Origin of the sequence: Pseudomonas sp. NFACC56-3 (genome assembly GCF_900100025.1) — a bacterium.
Classification (GTDB): Bacteria; Pseudomonadota; Gammaproteobacteria; order Pseudomonadales; family Pseudomonadaceae; genus Aquipseudomonas; species Aquipseudomonas fluorescens_AA.
On sequence record NZ_FMTK01000001.1, the window covers coordinates 283,695 to 300,704 of the forward strand.

10 protein-coding genes and 1 pseudogene are annotated in these 17,010 nt (G+C 63.6%); 6 read left to right on the forward strand and 5 right to left on the reverse strand.

All coding sequences use genetic code 11. The features are described 5' to 3' along the window. Positions 1–144: 144 nt before the first annotated feature. The 4 genes and pseudogenes from BLO80_RS01135 to BLO80_RS30525 form a co-directional block, all read right to left on the reverse strand. Positions 145–3,240, reverse strand: coding sequence for an efflux RND transporter permease subunit (locus BLO80_RS01135; protein ID WP_092326211.1), 3,096 nt, complete (start codon positions 3,238–3,240; stop codon positions 145–147). Positions 3,241–3,243: 3 nt separating this feature from the next. Further along, positions 3,244–4,413, reverse strand: coding sequence for an efflux RND transporter periplasmic adaptor subunit (locus BLO80_RS01140; RefSeq protein ID WP_092326212.1), 1,170 nt, complete (start codon positions 4,411–4,413; stop codon positions 3,244–3,246). Positions 4,414–4,514: 101 nt separating this feature from the next. Continuing rightward, the gene (locus BLO80_RS30520) at positions 4,515–5,270 is read right to left on the reverse strand and encodes a methyl-accepting chemotaxis protein (RefSeq protein WP_371856651.1); all 756 of its coding nucleotides are present in this window, start codon (positions 5,268–5,270) and stop codon (positions 4,515–4,517) included. A 102-nt stretch (positions 5,271–5,372) separates the two neighbouring features. After that, positions 5,373–6,566 (reverse strand): annotated as a pseudogene (locus BLO80_RS30525) (HAMP domain-containing protein); the annotation flags it as partial. Positions 6,567–7,045: 479 nt separating this feature from the next. Here BLO80_RS30525 and BLO80_RS01150 point away from each other — a divergent pair. The 4 genes from BLO80_RS01150 (at position 7,046) to BLO80_RS01165 (ending at position 12,768) form a co-directional block, all read left to right on the forward strand. Further along, complete coding sequence (locus BLO80_RS01150; protein ID WP_092326214.1) at positions 7,046–8,494, forward strand: APC family permease; 1,449 nt, start codon at positions 7,046–7,048, stop codon at positions 8,492–8,494. Positions 8,495–8,577: 83 nt separating this feature from the next. Beyond that, on the forward strand, positions 8,578–9,999 hold the full coding sequence (locus tag BLO80_RS01155; protein ID WP_092326215.1) for an aldehyde dehydrogenase family protein: 1,422 nt from the start codon (positions 8,578–8,580) through the stop codon (positions 9,997–9,999). Positions 10,000–10,010: 11 nt separating this feature from the next. Next, entirely contained in the window at positions 10,011–11,360 is a 1,350-nt protein-coding gene (locus BLO80_RS01160) for an aminotransferase class III-fold pyridoxal phosphate-dependent enzyme (protein WP_092326216.1), read from the forward strand. A gap of 82 nt (positions 11,361–11,442) precedes the next feature. Further along, positions 11,443–12,768: an alginate export family protein gene (locus BLO80_RS01165; protein ID WP_092326217.1), complete on the forward strand. Its 1,326-nt coding sequence runs from the start codon at positions 11,443–11,445 to the stop codon at positions 12,766–12,768. A 156-nt stretch (positions 12,769–12,924) separates the two neighbouring features. Here the strand turns inward: BLO80_RS01165 and BLO80_RS01170 are convergent, their stop codons facing one another. After that, complete coding sequence (locus BLO80_RS01170; protein ID WP_092326218.1) at positions 12,925–13,677, reverse strand: IclR family transcriptional regulator; 753 nt, start codon at positions 13,675–13,677, stop codon at positions 12,925–12,927. Positions 13,678–13,951: 274 nt separating this feature from the next. On the opposite strand from BLO80_RS01170, the gene BLO80_RS01175 reads away from it, so the two are divergent. Both BLO80_RS01175 and BLO80_RS01180 read left to right on the forward strand, forming a co-directional pair. Beyond that, complete coding sequence (locus BLO80_RS01175; protein ID WP_092326219.1) at positions 13,952–15,493, forward strand: acetolactate synthase large subunit; 1,542 nt, start codon at positions 13,952–13,954, stop codon at positions 15,491–15,493. A gap of 10 nt (positions 15,494–15,503) precedes the next feature. Continuing rightward, on the forward strand, positions 15,504–16,994 hold the full coding sequence (locus tag BLO80_RS01180; protein ID WP_092326221.1) for an aldehyde dehydrogenase family protein: 1,491 nt from the start codon (positions 15,504–15,506) through the stop codon (positions 16,992–16,994). Positions 16,995–17,010 lie beyond the last annotated feature (16 nt).

Sequence of the window (17,010 nt, forward strand, 5' to 3'; positions counted from 1 at the left end):
GTCAATGAAGATGTTGAATGTGCTGGCCTCTTCGCGAGCAAGCCCGCTCCCACAGAAGTATTCCGGATACACGCGGATAGTGTGTCCGCTGAAGAGCCACTGTGGGAGCGAGCTTGCTCGCGATAGCGGTGGCCCGGCCTGGCCTCACTTCCGATCAACACGCCTGACACGCTTCATCACCACCACGAAAAACACCGGCACGAACACCACCGCCAGCGTGGCGGTGATCATCCCGCCGATCACCCCGGTGCCGATGGCCTGCTGACTCGCCGAGCTGGCACCGGTGGCAATCGCCAGCGGTACCACCCCGAGGATGAACGCCAGCGAGGTCATGATGATCGGGCGCAGGCGCAGGCGTGCGGCCTGGAGCGTGGCGTCGATCAGGTCGTGGCCTTCGTCGTACAGGCTCTTGGCGAACTCGATGATCAGGATCGCGTTCTTCGCCGACAGGCCGATGATGGTGATCAACCCGATCTTGAAGAACACATCGTTGGGCATGCCGCGCAACGACACGGCCAATACCGCGCCAAGCACACCCAGTGGCACCACCAGCAGCACCGAGGTCGGGATCGACCAGCTTTCGTACAGCGCCGCCAGGCACAGGAACACCACGAGCAGCGACAGGCCCAACAGGATCGGCGCCTGGCTGCCGGACAAGCGTTCCTGCAAAGACAACCCGGTCCATTCCTGGCCCAGGCCCGTCGGCCCCAGGGCCACCAGCCGCTCGATTTCGGCCATCGCTTGGCCGGTGCTGTAGCCCGGTGCCGGTTCGCCGGAAATGCTCACCGCCGGATAACCGTTATAGCGGGTCAATTGCGCCGGCCCCTGGGTCCAGCGGGCCTGGACGAATGCCGACAACGGGACCATTTTCCCGCTGTTGTTGCGCACGTGGATCTTCAGCAGATCCTCGACCTGGCTGCGCTGGTCGCCCTCGGCCTGGACCACCACCCGTTGCATCCGCCCCTGGTTGGGGAAGTCGTTGATGTAGGCCGAACCCACCGCCGTGGACAACACGCTGCCGACATCGGCAAAGGAAATGCCCAGGGCATTGGCCTGCTTGCGGTCGACCTCCAGTTGCACCTGCGGCGCTTCCGCCAGGGCGCTTTCGCGCACATTTATCAGCATCGGGCTTTTTTCGGCGGCGGCGAGCAATTCGCTGCGGGCCTGCATCAAGGTGGCATGGCCGAGTCCGCCACGGTCCTGCAAACGGAACTCGAAACCGCTGGAGGTGCCCAGGCCATCCACCGGCGGCGGCAGCACCGAGAACGCCATGGCATCCTTGATTCGACCCAGGGCCAGGTTGGCGCGGTCGGCAATTGACGCTGCCGAATCCTCGGCGCCGCGTTGCGACCAGTCCTTGAGGGTAGTGAAGGCCAGGGCGGCGTTCTGCCCGCTGCCGGAAAAGCTGAAACCGAGAATGATCGTGCTGTCGCCGACCCCTGGCTCGCCGGCGTTGTGGGCTTCGATCTGCTCCACCACCTGCACCGTCCGGTTTTTGCTCGCACCCGGTGGCAGCTGGATGTCGGTGATGGTGTAGCCCTGGTCTTCCACCGGCAGGAACGAGGAGGGCAGGCGACTGAACAACAGGCCCATGCCCACCAGCAGCACGCCGTAGATCAGCAGATAACGGCCGCTGCGTTTCACCGCATAGGCCACCCACCCCTGGTAGCGGTCGCCGAAGCGGTCGAAGCCACGGTTGAACCCGCCGAAGAAACCGCTTTTGGCGTGGTGATCGCCTTGGGCGATCGGCTTGAGCAAGGTCGCGCAAAGCGCCGGGGTCAAGGTCAGGGCGAGAAAGGCCGAGAACAGGATCGATGTCGCCATCGACAGCGAAAATTGCTGGTAGATCACCCCCACCGAGCCCTGCATGAACGCCATCGGAATGAACACCGCCACCAGCACCAGCGTGATGCCGATGATCGCACCGGTGATCTGCCCCATGGCCTTGCGCGTGGCCTCCTTGGGCGACAAGCCTTCCTGGGCCATGATCCGCTCGACGTTCTCCACCACGACGATGGCATCGTCCACCAGGATACCGATGGCCAGCACCATGCCGAACATGGTCAGCACGTTGATCGAGAACCCCAGCGCGAGCATCGTCGCGAAGGTGCCCATCAATGCCACCGGCACCACCAGGGTCGGGATCAGGGTGTAGCGGATGTTCTGCAGGAACAGGAACATTACTGCGAACACCAGCAACATCGCTTCGCCGAGGGTGTAGATCACCTTGGTGATCGAGACCTTGACGAACGGCGAGGTGTCGTAGGGAATCTTGTACTCCACGCCGGCCGGGAAGTAGCGCGATAGTTCGTCCATCTTGTTGCGCACCAGGGTCGCGGTGTTCAAGGCGTTGGCGCCCGGCGACAGTTGCACCGCCACCGCGGTGGACGGCTTGCCGTTCAGGCGCGTGGAAAACTGGTATTCCTGGCTGCCGATCTCCACCCGTGCCACGTCGGCGATGCGCACCGTCGAGCCATCGGGATTGGCCTTGAGCACAATGTCGGCGAACTCTTGTGGCGTGTTGAGCTGGCCTTTGACGACGATGGTCGCGGTGATTTCCTGGGTGCTGCGGCTCGGCAATTCCCCCAGGCTGCCTGCCGACACCTGGGCGTTCTGCGCCACGATAGCGGCATTGACATCGGCCGGGGTCAGGTTGAAACCGACGAGTTTCTGCGGGTCGATCCAGATCCGCATGGCTCGCTCGGCCCCGTACAGCTGGGCCTTGCCGACACCGTCCAGGCGCTTGATCTCGTTCATCACGTTGCGCGCCAGGTAATCGCTGAGGGCCACGTCGTCGAGCTTGCCGTCGCTGGAGGTGAGGGTGATCAGCAGCAGGAAGCCGGCGGAGACTTTGTCCACTTGCAAACCCTGCTGCGTGACCGCTTGCGGCAGGCGCGACTCCACCGCCTTGAGGCGATTCTGCACGTCGACCTGGGCCAGTTCCGGGTTGGTACCGGGTTGGAAGGTTGCGGTGATAGTGGCGCTGCCCAGGCTGCTCTGGGATTCGAAATACAACAGGTTGTCGGCGCCGTTGAGTTCTTCCTCGATCAGGCTGACCACGCTTTCGTCCACGGTTTGCGCCGAGGCGCCCGGGTAGACGGTGTAGATCTCGATTTGTGGCGGGGCCACCACCGGGTATTGCGCCACCGGCAGTTGTGGGATGGCCAGGACACCGGACAACAGGATGAACAACGCGACGACCCAGGCGAATACCGGACGGTCGATGAAAAATTGCGGCATGGCTTAGTGTCCTGCCTGTGGCCCGGGAACCTGGGCGAGGGGGAGTGGAGAGTCGTCGATCCGGACGTGCTCGCCGGGACGGGCGTGTTGCAGGCCTTCGATGACGATGCGGTCGCCGGGTTTCAAACCGTGGGTGACGACCCAGCGATCGTTTTGCGCGGCGCCCAGTTGCACCGGTTGCTGGCTGACCTTCTGCTCGGCGTCCAGCAGCAATACCTGGGCGATGCCGGCGCTGTCGCGCAAAATGGCCCGTTGCGGCACGGTGATGCCTTGGCTGTTGACCGCCTGTTCCAGGCGCACGCGGATGAAACTGCCTGGCAGCAGGTCCAGGTCGGGGTTGGGGAACTCGCTGCGCAGGGTGATCTGGCCGGTGCTCGGGTCGACGCTGAGGTCGGTGAACAGCAACTTGCCGGGCAGCGGGTAAGGGTTGCCGTCGTCCTGGATCAAGGTGGCCTTGGCTTGGCCCTGGCCGACCGCTTGCAGTTGCCCTGCGCGAAAGGCGCGGCGCAGCTCATTGAGTTCGCGGGTCGATTGCGTGAGGTCTGCGTGGATCGGGTCCAGTTGCTGGATCAACGCCAACGGCGTGCTTTCGTTCTGCCCGACCAAGGCACCTTCCGTCACCAGGGCGCGGCCGATGCGCCCGGATATCGGCGCGGTCACCGTGGCATACCCGAGGTTCAGTTTCGCCCGTTCCACCGCGGCCTTGTTGGCGGCGACGTCCGCAGCCGTCTGGCGCACGTTGGCCCTGGCGTTGTCGTAGTCCTGGCCACTGATCGCCTTGTCGTCGATCAACTGGGCGTAACGTTGTGCCTGCAAGCGGGCCTGGAACGCATTGGCCTCGGCCTTGCGCAATGCCGCCTCGGCACTGTCCAGGTCGGCCTTGAACGGCGCCGGATCGATGCGAAACAGCACCTCGCCCTGTTTGACGTCGCGGCCTTCGTGAAACACCCGCTGCAAGACCACGCCGGCGACCCGCGCCCGGACTTCGGCGACCCGTGGCGCGGCGATCCGGCCGCTCAGCTCGTTGCTGATCGACAGTGGCCGGGCCTGGACCGTTTCGACACGCACGCTTGCCAGCGGGGCGGAGGCTTGCGGGTTCGAGGCGCTATCACAGCCACTGAGCAACAGCGCGCCGACCAACAGGCCCAGTGTGACGAAAGGAATCTTGGACATGGTGCTTCCCCAATATTGAGCCGCCCATGGTAGGGATCGAGGCCAATGCCAGGGGTGAAGCTTTGTAGGCGCTCTGTGAAATTGTGTAAGCGCACAGGCCACTAGATCCGAAAATGCCCCACTAACTGCTGTTGATGGTTGGCCATGGCATGCAACGAGTGGCTCGCCTGCGACGCTTCTTGCATCCGGCTGGTCAAGGTTTCGCTGATTGCGCGAATGTCGCTGACGCGATGGCTGATGTCTTCCACGACAGTGCTTTGCTCCAGGGCGGCACTGGCGATCTGTTGGTTCATGTGTTCGATCACTTCCACGGCGTCGGTGATGTGTTGCAACGCCACATGGGTCTTTTCGACTTGGGCGACGCTGTCCCTGGCCTGTTCGCGGCTCAGTTGGGTGCTGTGCACGACCTCCTGGCTCAGCTGTTGCAACGCTTCGATCACCGTGCGTATCTGCTCGACCGAGTTCTGGGTGTTGCTGGCCAGATGGCGAACTTCGTCGGCCACCACGGCAAAGCCGCGCCCCTGTTCACCGGCCCTGGCCGCTTCGATAGCGGCATTCAAGGCCAGCAGATTGGTCTGCTGGGCAATGGCACAAATCACGTCCAGCACCTGGCCAATGTGTTGGCTGTTGCCGGCCAGCGCCTGCACTTGCTCAAGCGTGGTTTCCAGGCGCCGGTCGAGGCTGTCGATGCTGGTGACCGCGTTGGCGAACAATTCCCGCCCCGATCGGCTGGCGTTTTCGGCAACGGTGGCGGCATCGGCCGCCTGGTGGGAATGGCGAGCCACTTCCTGGGCGCTGGTGCTCATTTCATGCAAGGCGGTCGCTGCCAGCTCGACTTCCCGGTACTGCGTGTGCATGCCCGCGCTGACTTCCCGGGCCACCCGTGCCGACGTATCGGCGGTGTTGCGGGTGTCCAGGGAGGCTTGCTGGATATCGCGGATAATGGGCTGCAGCTTGTCGAGAAAGCGGTTGAAACCCCTGGCCAGATGGCCCAATTCATCGTGGCGGTCGTTGGGCAGGCGTCGGGTGAGATCGCCGTCGCCTTCGACAATCGCATCGAGCATCTGCGCCACCCTCAGCAGCGGCCGGGTCACGCCGTAAGCGGTGAGCCAGATGAGTAACAGTCCCAAGCCGGCAGCCAGCAAGCCCAGGCTGAGGTTGAACCAGTTGGCCTGGCGATGCTTGTCGTCCAACTGCGCCTGCATGTGCAGGGCTGGCGCTTGCACAAGCGCTTCAGGTACGCGTATCTGCAATTGCCAGGGGCTATTGGCGGCAACGGTTTGCACGGCTTGCCGAACGTCGACCGAGGTGCCGTCAACCGTGCCGCTATGGCCGGCGACTTGCCCTGACGGGGAAAGAATGTTGATCTCGCTGTGGCCGGGATACAGGTCGTTGGCCAGGCTGGCGGCCAGTTGCTGGAGGGTATCGAGGCTGATGTCCATGCCCACCACGCCGATGACGTTGCCCTGGTCCAGCAGCGGTATGGAGATGCTGCTCATCAATGTCTTCTGGCCTTCGACCTCGATCGCGTAGGGCTCTGTCACGCAGGTGCGTCCCAGGGTCTGCGGGCAGACGTACCAGGCGTTGGCCGGCTCGCTGCCCGGTGGTGCGGTGTTGGCGCTGATCTGGGCTTCGCTGAGCACCTCCTGCACCAAGTGGCCGGGCTGGCTTTGCGACCAGTACAAGGCGAAGCGACCCTTTTCGTTGCCGGCCAGATCGCGTTGGCCAATGAAACCGGCATCTTCACCGACCAGCGCGTCGGGAAACAGCACGACGTAGAAACCGAGGACTTTCTCGCGGTTCTGGAGGGCTTGGCGGGTCGCGGCGATCAGGTCGCGGCGCAGTTGCCCTGGTGTCAGTCGCCCGTTCCACGCCTGGGCGCGCAGTTGCAGGACCTGTTGGGCAAAACCTTCCCCATAGATCGCGGTTTCGCTGAAAAACCGCTCCACCCGCTGACCGTGTGCCAGGCCCTGTGCCTGCAGGCCTTCCAGGGCCGAGCGTCCGAGCAGTTGGCTGCTTTGCTGCTTGAGCAGCGTTGCGCCTTGCTGGTTCTGATACAGGGACGCACCGGTCAATGCCCCGACGACGGCCAGCAGGCACAGCCCACTCAGGAGCGTGATCCGCCATTGGATAGAGAGACGAGCGAAGAACATGCTGAGATTTTCCTGCGCTTAGGGATTTTTATTGTTCTGTGCCCAGCGCTGTTTGAACGACGGGCGAGGCTATCTTGCGGCAGGAAGCGCCTGCCGGTTATCCCGAATCGGCAGCCGTTGTGCGCAGGCGTTGGGCAATGCGGTTCCGCCAAGAAAACACAAAACCTGTGGCGAGGGAGCTTGCTCCCGCTGGACTGCGCAGCAGGCCCAGAAAAGAGGGGGCGCTTCGCGGCCCAGCGGGAGCAAGCTCCCTCGCCACAGTTTGTTGTTTGGTCCAGGGACATGGTCAGCGTTACAGCATTGGAATGACCTGTTTTGGGGCGCCGCCTCGGATGCTGCCGTTTTGGGATAGCGAAGGGTTTTGGCAAGGGCCTAGCATCGAATCCAGCGTGCAAGCAGAACAATAAGCTTTTGGACGCCGGCGAAACTGGCCGTCTCCGATCCAGCAACAACTGCCTCATACAATAAGGTCAAGAACAATGAGTGTATCTTTCCCGATCAGCAGCTCGACGGAGTTGAAGCGCGGCGCCTTGGGCGTCGGCTTCATCATCTTCTTTGTGATTTCGGCGGCGAGCCCCTTGAGCGTCATCGCCGGCGGTTTCCCCATCGGCATCATGTTGGGCAACGGCGCGGGTACGCCAGCGTTGCTGCTCCTGGCGCTGTTGGTGTTGCTGGCCTTCTCGGCGGGCTACACGGCCATGTCCCGGCACGTGACCAACGCCGGTGGTTTCTATGCCTTCACCTCTCGCGGTTTGGGTGGCCTGGCCGGCGGCGCGGCGGGGGTGCTGGCGATGTTCGCCTACAACATTCTCCAGGTCGGGCTGTACGGCATGTTCGGCGGCGTGGTCAGCGGCACGATGGCCAGTGTCTTTGGCCTGGATTTGCCGTGGTGGACGTATTCGCTCCTGGCGATGGCGAGCATCGCGGTTCTCGGTTATCGCAAGATCGACCTGTCGGCCCGGGTGCTGTCGGTGGTGGTCATTGCCGAGTACCTGGCGATCCTGACGCTGGATTTCGCCATCCTCAAGACCGGCGGCGACAGTGGCATCAATCTCGATTCGTTCGATCGCAGCCATGTGTTCAGTGGCACGCCGTCCATCGGTTTGCTGTTCTGCTTCGCGGCGTTCATCGGCTTCGAGGCCACCACCATCTACGGCGAGGAGGCCAGGAACCCGCACCGTACGATTCCCATCGCCACCTACAGCTCGGTGCTGCTGATCGGTGGTTTCTATGCCCTGTCGGTCTGGGCGATGGTGGTTGGCGTAGGCGCGGACAAGATCGTACCGACCTTGCAGGCGCTTCAGGATCCCACCACGTTCATCTATGGCATGTCCGATCACTTTGTCGGCCCGCACCTGACCCAGATCATCCGTGTGCTGTTCATGGTCAGCATCTACGCCGGCCTGCTGGCGTTCCACAACGCCGCAGCGCGTTATTTCTATGCCATCGGGCGTGACGGTTTGCTGCACAGCCGGTTGGGCACCACCCACCGCGTGCACCAGAGTCCGCACATGGGCTCGGTCCTGCAGAGCCTGATCGCAGCGGTGGTGGTGCTGATCTTCGCCGCGCTGGACGCCGACCCGATCCTGCAATTGTTCGCCTGGTTCTCGAACCTGGCCACGTTGTGCGTGATCCTGCTCATGGCCCTGACCTCGGCGGCGGTATGGGTCTATTTCCGCTCGCACCCGGAGTTGAAGCTGGGGCTCTGGCGCGGTCGGATTCTTCCGGGCTTTTCGTGCCTGGCATTGCTGGCGGTCCTGGTCCTTGCAGTGATTCATTTCGACGTGCTGACCGGCGCCAGCCAGCTGTTGTCCTACGGCCTTTGCGCCGTCATTCCCGTCGCGCTGATTGTCGGCGTGTTCCTCGCCGCCCGATTGCGCAAGTGCTCGCCCGAGCGGTTCATGGCGTTGGGCAGCCACAAACTCTAGGGCACCACGCGACCACGTCAAACCCCACAAAAAAACTGCGCTGTCGTTCGGGACGGTCCGGCAGCGCGTGAAAGGAAGATGCTATGCACGATTATCAAATGCTCATCAATGGGGCCCGGGTCGACGGCGAAAACGGCCACTTCGATGTGGTCAATCCGGCGACCGGCACCGTGTTCGCCCGTTGCGCGGCCGGTTCCCTGGCTCAGTTGGACCTTGCCGTCGAAGCGGCGCAGTCGGCCTTTATCGAGTGGCGATACAGCAGCCATGAAGATCGCCGCCAGCGCCTGCTGGGCATCGCGGCGGACATCGAGCAGGATGCCGAGTCGTTGGCCCGGCTGATTGTCCTGGAGCAGGGCAAGCCGCTGGAACTGGCGTTCTCCGAAGTGATGGGCGCGGTGGCCTGGACGCGTTACGCCGCCGAACAACAGATCCCTGTGGAGTTGGTGGAGGAGACCCCGAGCCAGCGTATTGAATTGCACCGCAAGCCGTTGGGCGTCGTCGCATCGATCACGCCCTGGAACTGGCCATTCATGATCGCCGTCTGGCACATCATGCCGGCGTTGCGGGCCGGCAACTGCGTGATCAGCAAACCGTCGAGCCTGACCCCGCTGAGCACGTTGCGCCTGGTGGAGATCATCGCGCGCCATGTCCCTCGGGGCGTGATCAATAGCGTGACCGGCGAACAAGGTTTCGGCAGTGCGATCACTGCCCACGCCGGCATCCAGAAGATCGTCTTCACCGGCTCGACCGCCACCGGCCAAAGCGTGATGCGCGGCGCCGCTGGCAACCTCAAGCGCCTGACCCTGGAGCTGGGGGGTAACGATGCCGCCATCGTGCTGCCCGGCACGCCGGTGGAGGCAGTGGCCGAAGACATTTTCCAGGCGGCCTTCCTGAACATGGGGCAGACCTGCGCCGCCCTCAAGCGTTTGTACATCCACCAATCCCAGTACGAGGCCTTTGCCGAGGCCCTGACCGTTATCGCCAGGCGCCAGGTGGTGGGTGACGGCCTGGCGCCTGGGGTCACGTTTGGCCCGGTGCAGAACCTCGAACAGCTGACACTGGTTGAGGATCTGGTGGCGGACGCCCGTGCCCAGGGCGCGCGGGTGTTGTGCGGCGGTGCCCGGCTGGACCGCCCGGGCTTTTTCTATCCGCCAACGCTGGTCGCCGATGTGACCGACGGACAGCGCCTGGTGGACGAGGAACAGTTCGGTCCGGTGTTGCCCCTGATCGCCTATCAGGATGTCGAGGATGTCCTGCGCCGCGCCAATGCCGGCGACATGGGCCTGGGCGGGTCGGTCTGGGGCCGCGACAGCGAGCAGGCACAGGCATTGGCCAGTCGCCTGGAATGTGGCATGGCCTGGGTCAATTGCCATGCGCAGATCCAGCCGAATACGCCGTTTGGTGGCAGCAAGATGTCCGGGTTCGGCGTCGAGTTCGGCTTTGAAGGGCTGCTGGAGTTTACCGGCCAGCAGCTGTTGTACGTACGCAAGCGTGAAACAGAGTGAGGACAGCAACCATGTACGAGCACTACAAGACAGCACAGAAAAAGTTCTGGCACCCGATGAGTTCTTCGGCGCCAGCCAACCGCTCCAAGACGTTGATCATCGCCCGTGGCGACGGCAACTACATCACCGATATCGAAGGCCATCGCATGCTCGATGGTGTGGGCGGCCTCTGGAACGTGAACGTGGGCCATAACCGGCCCTCGGTGAAGGCGGCCATCGCCGCGCAGCTGGACGAACTGGCTTATTACCAGACCTTCGACGGCATCGCCCATCCGCGGGTGTTCGACCTGGCCGAGCGGCTGACGTCGATGTTCGCCCAGGAAAACATGGCGCGGGTGCTGTTCAGTTCCGGCGGTTCCGATGCGGTCGAGACGGCCCTGAAAATGGCCCGCCAATACTGGATCGCCAGCGGCGAGCCAGGGCGCACGCGCTTCCTGTCGTTGCGCAATGGCTACCATGGCGTGCACATGGGCGGCACCTCCGTGGGCGGCAACGGGGTCTATCACTACAACCACGGGCCGCTGTTGGCCGGCTGTCATCTGCTCGATACGCCGTGGCTGTACCGCAACCCCTGGGACTGCCGCGATCCGGAGGAGTTGACCGATCACTGCATTCGCCAGTTGGAAGACCAGATCGCGCTGCTGGGTTCGCAGACCATTGCCGCGTTGGTCGCCGAGCCGGTGCAAGGTGCCGGTGGCGTGATCGTGCCGCCAGCGCATTACTGGAAGAGACTGCGTGAAGTCTGTGATCGCCACGGCATCTTGTTGATCGCCGATGAAGTGGTCACGGGGTTCGGCCGCACCGGCTGCATGCTCGGCAGCCGGGGCTGGGGCGTCGCGCCCGACGTGCTGTGCCTGGCCAAGGGCATCACCGCCGGCTACATCCCCATGGGCGCCACGGTGTTCAACCAGCGCATCGCCGATGCCATCGAGAATGGCCCGGGTTTCAGCAGCGTGATCATGCATGGCTACACCTACAGCGGTCACCCGACGGCGTGTGCGGCGGCCCTGGCGGTGCTGGACATCGTCGAAGCCGAGGACTTGCCGGGCAATGCCGGGAAAGTCGGTGCCCAATTGCTGGAGCAACTGCAGCCGCTGACCGAGCGTTATGCGGTGGTGGGCGAAGTGCGTGGCAAGGGCTTGATGATCGCCGTGGACCTGGTGGCGGACAAGGCCACCCGCGAGCCGCTGGACCCGGCCAATGGCCTGGCCTCGCGCATCGCCGAGCAGGCGCGCCGCGCCGGCGTACTGGTACGCCCGATAGGCAACAAAATCGTGATGTCGCCACCGCTGACCCTCACCTCCGACGAGGCCGCCATGATGGTCGCTGCGTTGGACGGCGCGCTCGCCGATTGCCGCTAGCCCGACCCGCCGGCGCAGCGTGCTGCGCCGGCTCCTGAATATAAAGACAGCCTTCGAAGGCGCACCACAAGGAGCTCCAGCCATGCGGAACCTGTCGCGTATGGAATTTTTCGGCAGTGGCCTTGCCTGTACGCTGGCGCTCTGCGCCGCGAGTCAGGTCCAGGCCTATGCGTTGTATGCCGATGACGACACTCACCTCAACGCCGACATGCTGGCGGTGTTCGGCCATTTCAACAGTCGCAAGAACTACGACGGCAGGCCTGGCGGTTCAACCTGGCGCGAAGGCTTCATCAAGTATGGCGTCAGCGGCGACCAGGGCCTGGCCGGCCGTGGCAGCGCCTACGGTGCGTTCAGCCTGGTCAGTTCCGCCACCTGGGGCGATGGCGACGCGGCCGGCAATACACTGGGCAGCGAGCGCACGACGAAAATCGAAGACGCTTACCTGGGCTGGCGCTCCGCCGATCTGTTCCCTGTGCTGGGGCAGGACGGTGTCGATATCTCCGGCGGCCGCCAGGTGGTCAAGCTGGGCAGGGGATTCTTGATCAACGATGACGGGCCGAACCTGGGCAAAGGGCCTGCCGATGGGCGCTTGAATCGCGGGGGTGCCTATTACCTGGCCGCCCGGCACGCATTCGACCAGACCGCCGTATTGCGTCTGGGCGGGCAGGAGGGGTTGCATGGCAGTGCGGTCTGGCTCAAGTCCGACAACCGTGCCCAGGCCGAAACCGAACTGGCCGCTGGCACGCTGGACTACACCGCCAAGGCCGGGACTTTGGGCTTGACCTGGATCCATGGCCTTGATGTGAGCGACCAGTGGGCCAGCGCTTTCCAGAAGCAACGCAAGGGCATGGACGTCTACAGCATTCGTGGTGAAGGCGACGCGGGCATCGAGAACGCCAGCCTGGCATTCGAATACGCCTGGCAGGACAAGGACGCCGGCCCGCAGAACGCCTGGTACGCCGAGGCCGGCTACACCTTTGCCGATCTCGCCTGGGCACCCAAGCTGACGTACCGCTACACCCGCTATTCGCAGAAGTGGGATTCGCTGTTCACCGGGCAGAGCACGGGTTATGGCACCTGGTTCCAGGGTGAAGTCGCGGGCAATTATGCCGGGCCCTTCAACAGCAACACGGGCATTCATCATGTCGGCCTGACAGCCACGCCGTTGGAAAACCTCACCCTCGGTGCGTTGTACTTCGATTACAACACCGTACGTAAAGACAACGCCCTGAACCTGGATGCCCGTGAGCTGGATGTGTATGCCGAGTGGGCCGTCAACGAGCATTTGATCGTCACCCCGCTGATCGGCCTCTACAAGCCGGATCGGGATGCAACGACGGGGGGCAATCAAGTGACGGGCAATGGCACCAACGTGTACAGCCAGGTGACGGTGGCCGTGCCGTTCTGAGGCAGGGGTTGTTCGATAAACCCTGTGGCGAGGGAGCTTGCTCCCGCTGGGTCGCGCAGCGGCCCCTCTCTTTGGGCCTGCTGCGCAGTCCAGCGGGAGCAAGCTCCCTCGCCACGGGGGGGATCGTTTTTCTTGAGTGAGCAGTGTCTCTGTTGTCTAGCTGACAGCAGGCTGGGTATGCATCCGCTCGGCAATCCGCCGGGTGGTGTCCATCACCATTTCAACCACGGTTTCCTGGCGCAGCAGTTTGAAGCTGTGGGTGCTGCCCACGGCCGAAAGGCTGCCCACCACCTCGTCGAGCTCCGGGTTGACGATCGGCGCGGCGATACCGGTGAGGCCCAGGTTGAGTTCGTCGTGGGTCATGCAATAGCCATCCTTGCGGATCTTTTTCGTGGCCTTGGAAAAGCTTGCCCAGTCATGGTCGCTGTCGGGGTCGTTGGCCAGGTGTTCTTCGAACAGGCGTTGCAGGCGCCGACCCTTCTGGAAGGCGATCAATACCTTGGATTGCGCACCGCGAAAAAACGGCAGTGGTTGGCCGCGGCCGAATGAGAACTGGTAGGTGTCGCTGGGTTCGGCGATGTAGGTGTTGATGATACGGCCGTCGTAGAAAACGCTGGCGAACACCGCCAGGCCAGTGGCGTCGGACAGCTCGTGCATCAACTCGCGGCCTGCCACGAGGATCGGGTCGTACTGCCGCATCATCCAGTCCAGCTCAATGATGCGTGGCCCCAGGCCATAGCTGCCGGCATCCACCCGCACCAACAGGCCGGCATCGCACAAGTCCTTGACGTAGCGGTACACGGTCGCCCGCGAGAGGCCCATGCGCTCGGCGATGGTCTCGGGGTCGATCTTCAATGTGGCCGGGCCGAAAAGGTCCAGCACACTCAGCATTTTGCTCAGACTGCTCATTTCGCTCCTAAAGGGGGGAATGGCGCGTAGGGGGTCGTTGGGTGAGCACTATAGGTAGCCGCGGCGCTGATGAAAAGCCCGCCCGCTCGCTCAGGAGCGCGTCGCCACGGTAACTCAATGCTTGAGAAATACAAACGGATTTTCAGTCGTTTACCTTCATAAAATATGCATTAATCTCAAAATATGATTTTAATGCAGAAAAATAGCTTGTTTTGTCGATTGTGCTGTGTGATAAATCTCAGCCACTGCAAACGCTCGATGAAGAGGGCTGGAAATGAATGGTGCGCAACTGATAGTGAAGGCGGCGGTGGCAAGCGGTATCGAATACTGCTTCGCCAATCCCGGAACGACTGAAATTCCCCTGGTGGCAGCCATGGCCAGCGCGCCAGCCCTCAAGCCGGTGTTGTCCTTGTTCGAAGGGGTATGCACCGGTGCGGCGGACGGCTACGGCCGGATTGCCGGCAAGCCGGCGATGACCCTGACTCACCTTGGCCCAGGCTTTGCCAATGGCATTGCCAACCTGCACAACGCACGTCGCGCCAACACCCCGATCGTCAACGTCATCGGCGATCACGCGTCCTGGCACGTCAATTACGATCCACCGCTGGCCAGTGACATCCAGGCATTGGCCGGCAGCGTTTCCAAGTGGGTACGGACCTCGCGCACGGCGTCGGGCGTCGGTGAGGATTTCCAGGAGGCGGTGCGTGCCGCCTGGCAAGCCAACGGCCAGATCGCCAGCCTGATCCTGCCGATGGATCTGCAAGCCAACACCGTGCAGCACGAGAAGGCCTTCACGGCATTGCAGGCTCCGGTCCGGCGTTTTGCCGGTGACCGGGTCGAGGCGGTCGCCCAGGCCTTGCGCGATGGTCGGCGCCTGGTGTTTATCGTCGGCGACCAAGGCTTGTCCGTCGCCGGCCTGGAAGCGGCGGGGCGCTTGGCGCAACTGCCGGGCGTGCGGCTGTTCGCCGAAACCTTTCCGCGCCTGAGTTATCGCGGTGGTGGCCTGCCAGACCTGGATCGCCTGCCTTACTTTCCCGAAGTGGCCATCGAGATCCTTGACCAATACGACGCGGTGGTCTGCGCTGGCGTCCCCGAGCCCATCAGCTACTTCGGCTACGAAGGCATTGCCTCCCGGCTGGCAGAGCGTGAACGCCTGCTGTGTCTGGCCGAGGTGGGGGACGACGTTGCCGGGGCGCTCACTGCGCTGGCCGATGCGCTCGAGGCGCCGGCTTACGTGCCCACGCCAACCGGTATCGAACTGCCGCCCGGCGAAGCCGCGTTGACACCGCAGTCGGTGGGCCAGGTGCTGGCCGCATCGTTGCCGGACGACTGCATCGTTTCGGTGGAAGGCGGCACGTGCGGCTATCCGTTCTTCACCGCCTCGGCCCATGCCGCCCGGCATCGGGTCCTGACCAACACCGGTGGGGCCATCGGCCAGGGCATCCCGGTGGGCTTTGGCGCCGCCATGGCCGAGCGTGGCAACAAGGTGTTCTGCCTGCAATCGGACGGCAGTGCCCAGTACACCATCCAGACCTTATGGAGCATCGCCCGCGAGCAACTGCCGGTGGTGATCTTGATCGCGGCCAACCACCGCTACGCCATCCTGCAGAACGAGCTGCGCCGCTTCGGCATGACCGAGCTGGGCCCCGAGGCCCTGAGCCTGACGGTACTGGACCGCCCACGCATCGATTGGAAAGCCCTGGCCAAGGGCTACGGCTTGCCGGCCAGCACTGTGCACACCAACGGTGAGTTGCAACGCGCCTTGGCCAACGCCAAGGCCGACGGTGGTCCTTGCCTGATTGAAATGGCGCTGTGAAGGAGCGGATATGAACCCGATTCAATTGTTACCTGCGGTCGAGAAGTTCCTGTCGCAACCCGGGCGTCTGTTTATCGGCGGCACTTGGCAGGACGCCGCCGATGGCCGCCGGTTTGCCGTGGAAAACCCGGCCACTGAACACACCCTGGCTGAAGTCGCCGAAGGTGGCGAACGCGACGTGGATGCCGCCGTCGCCGCCGCCCGCGCGGCCTTCACGGGGACCTGGGCGCAGCAGTCCCCGGCCCAGCGCGGGTTGCTGCTGTTTCGCCTGGCGGAACTGCTCGACCAGCATCGCGAAGAGTTGGCGCAACTGATCACCCTGGAAAACGGCAAGCCAATCGGCGCGGCCCGGGGCGAAGCGGCCAGCGCGGCCAACATCATTCGTTACTTCGCCGGTTGGCCGACCAAGATCGAAGGCAGCACGCTGCCGGTGTCGCCCTCCAGTGGCGCGCCGATGCTCAATTACACCTTGCGCGAGCCGGTGGGCGTCTGCGCGTTGATCGTGCCGTGGAACTTCCCGCTGACCATGTGCGTGTGGAAGCTCGGCCCGGTGCTGGCGACCGGTTGTGTCGCGGTGCTCAAGCCCGCCGAGCAGACACCCCTGGTTGCCATGCGCCTGGTGCAGTTGATCGAGGCCGCCGGTTTCCCGGCCGGGGTGGTCAATCTGCTGACTGGCCTTGGCGCGCAGACCGGTGCACCGCTGGCCCAGCACCCGGACGTGGACAAGATCGCCTTCACCGGCTCGACCCAGGTGGGACGACTGATCGCCCAGGCGGCCACGGGCAACATGAAGAAGGTCTCCCTGGAGCTGGGGGGCAAATCCCCCAACATCATCCTGCCGGACGCCGACATCGTCCGGGCCGCCAAAGGCGCCGCCGATGGCATTTTCTACAACCAGGGCCAGGTTTGCACCGCCGGATCGCGTCTGTATGTGCACGCCAGCGTCCTCGACCAGGTGCTTGAAGAACTCCAGCGCCACGCGGCCGCCCATGTGCTGGGGCCAGGCCTGGATCCGGCCAGCAGCATGGGCCCGCTGGTTTCGGCCCGGCAATTGGGCACGGTGCGCGGCTACCTGCAACGGGGCCAGGAAGAGGGCGCCGAACTGATCTGCGGCGGTGACCGGCCGGCCCACCTGGAACGCGGCCACTTCATCCGCCCCAGCGTGTTTCTCGACCGCGCCGAGCGCGCCTGTGTCGCCCGGGAAGAAATCTTCGGCCCGGTACTGACCGTCATGAGCTGGACCGACATCGATGAGCTGGTGCTGCGCGCCAACGACTCGCCTTACGGCCTGGCGGCGGGTCTCTGGACCCGTGACTTGCGCTCCGCCCATCGCGTGGCGGCGCAGTTGAAGGCCGGTTCGGTGTGGATCAACTGCTGGAACGTCGTCGACCCGGCCTCGCCATTTGGCGGCTACAAGCAATCCGGCTGGGGTCGGGAAATGGGTAAGAACGTGATCGATGCCTACACCGAAACCAAAAGTGTCTTCGTCGATCTGGCCTGAACCGAATCATCACAAG

Excerpts from the sequence above, each read along its gene's own strand:
- BLO80_RS01160 (WP_092326216.1), top strand. The coding sequence starts at position 10,011 with ATGTACGAGCACTACAAGACAGCACAGAAAAAGTTCTGGCACCCGATG.
- BLO80_RS01155 (WP_092326215.1), top strand. The coding sequence starts at position 8,578 with ATGCACGATTATCAAATGCTCATCAATGGGGCCCGGGTCGACGGCGAA.
- BLO80_RS01180 (WP_092326221.1), top strand. The coding sequence starts at position 15,504 with ATGAACCCGATTCAATTGTTACCTGCGGTCGAGAAGTTCCTGTCGCAA.
- BLO80_RS01175 (WP_092326219.1), top strand. The coding sequence starts at position 13,952 with ATGAATGGTGCGCAACTGATAGTGAAGGCGGCGGTGGCAAGCGGTATC.
- BLO80_RS01165 (WP_092326217.1), top strand. The coding sequence starts at position 11,443 with ATGCGGAACCTGTCGCGTATGGAATTTTTCGGCAGTGGCCTTGCCTGT.
- BLO80_RS01140 (WP_092326212.1), bottom strand. The coding sequence starts at position 4,413 with ATGTCCAAGATTCCTTTCGTCACACTGGGCCTGTTGGTCGGCGCGCTG.
- BLO80_RS30520 (WP_371856651.1), bottom strand. The coding sequence starts at position 5,270 with ATGCACACGCAGTACCGGGAAGTCGAGCTGGCAGCGACCGCCTTGCAT.
- BLO80_RS01135 (WP_092326211.1), bottom strand. The coding sequence starts at position 3,240 with ATGCCGCAATTTTTCATCGACCGTCCGGTATTCGCCTGGGTCGTCGCG.
- BLO80_RS01170 (WP_092326218.1), bottom strand. The coding sequence starts at position 13,677 with ATGAGCAGTCTGAGCAAAATGCTGAGTGTGCTGGACCTTTTCGGCCCG.
- BLO80_RS01150 (WP_092326214.1), top strand. The coding sequence starts at position 7,046 with ATGAGTGTATCTTTCCCGATCAGCAGCTCGACGGAGTTGAAGCGCGGC.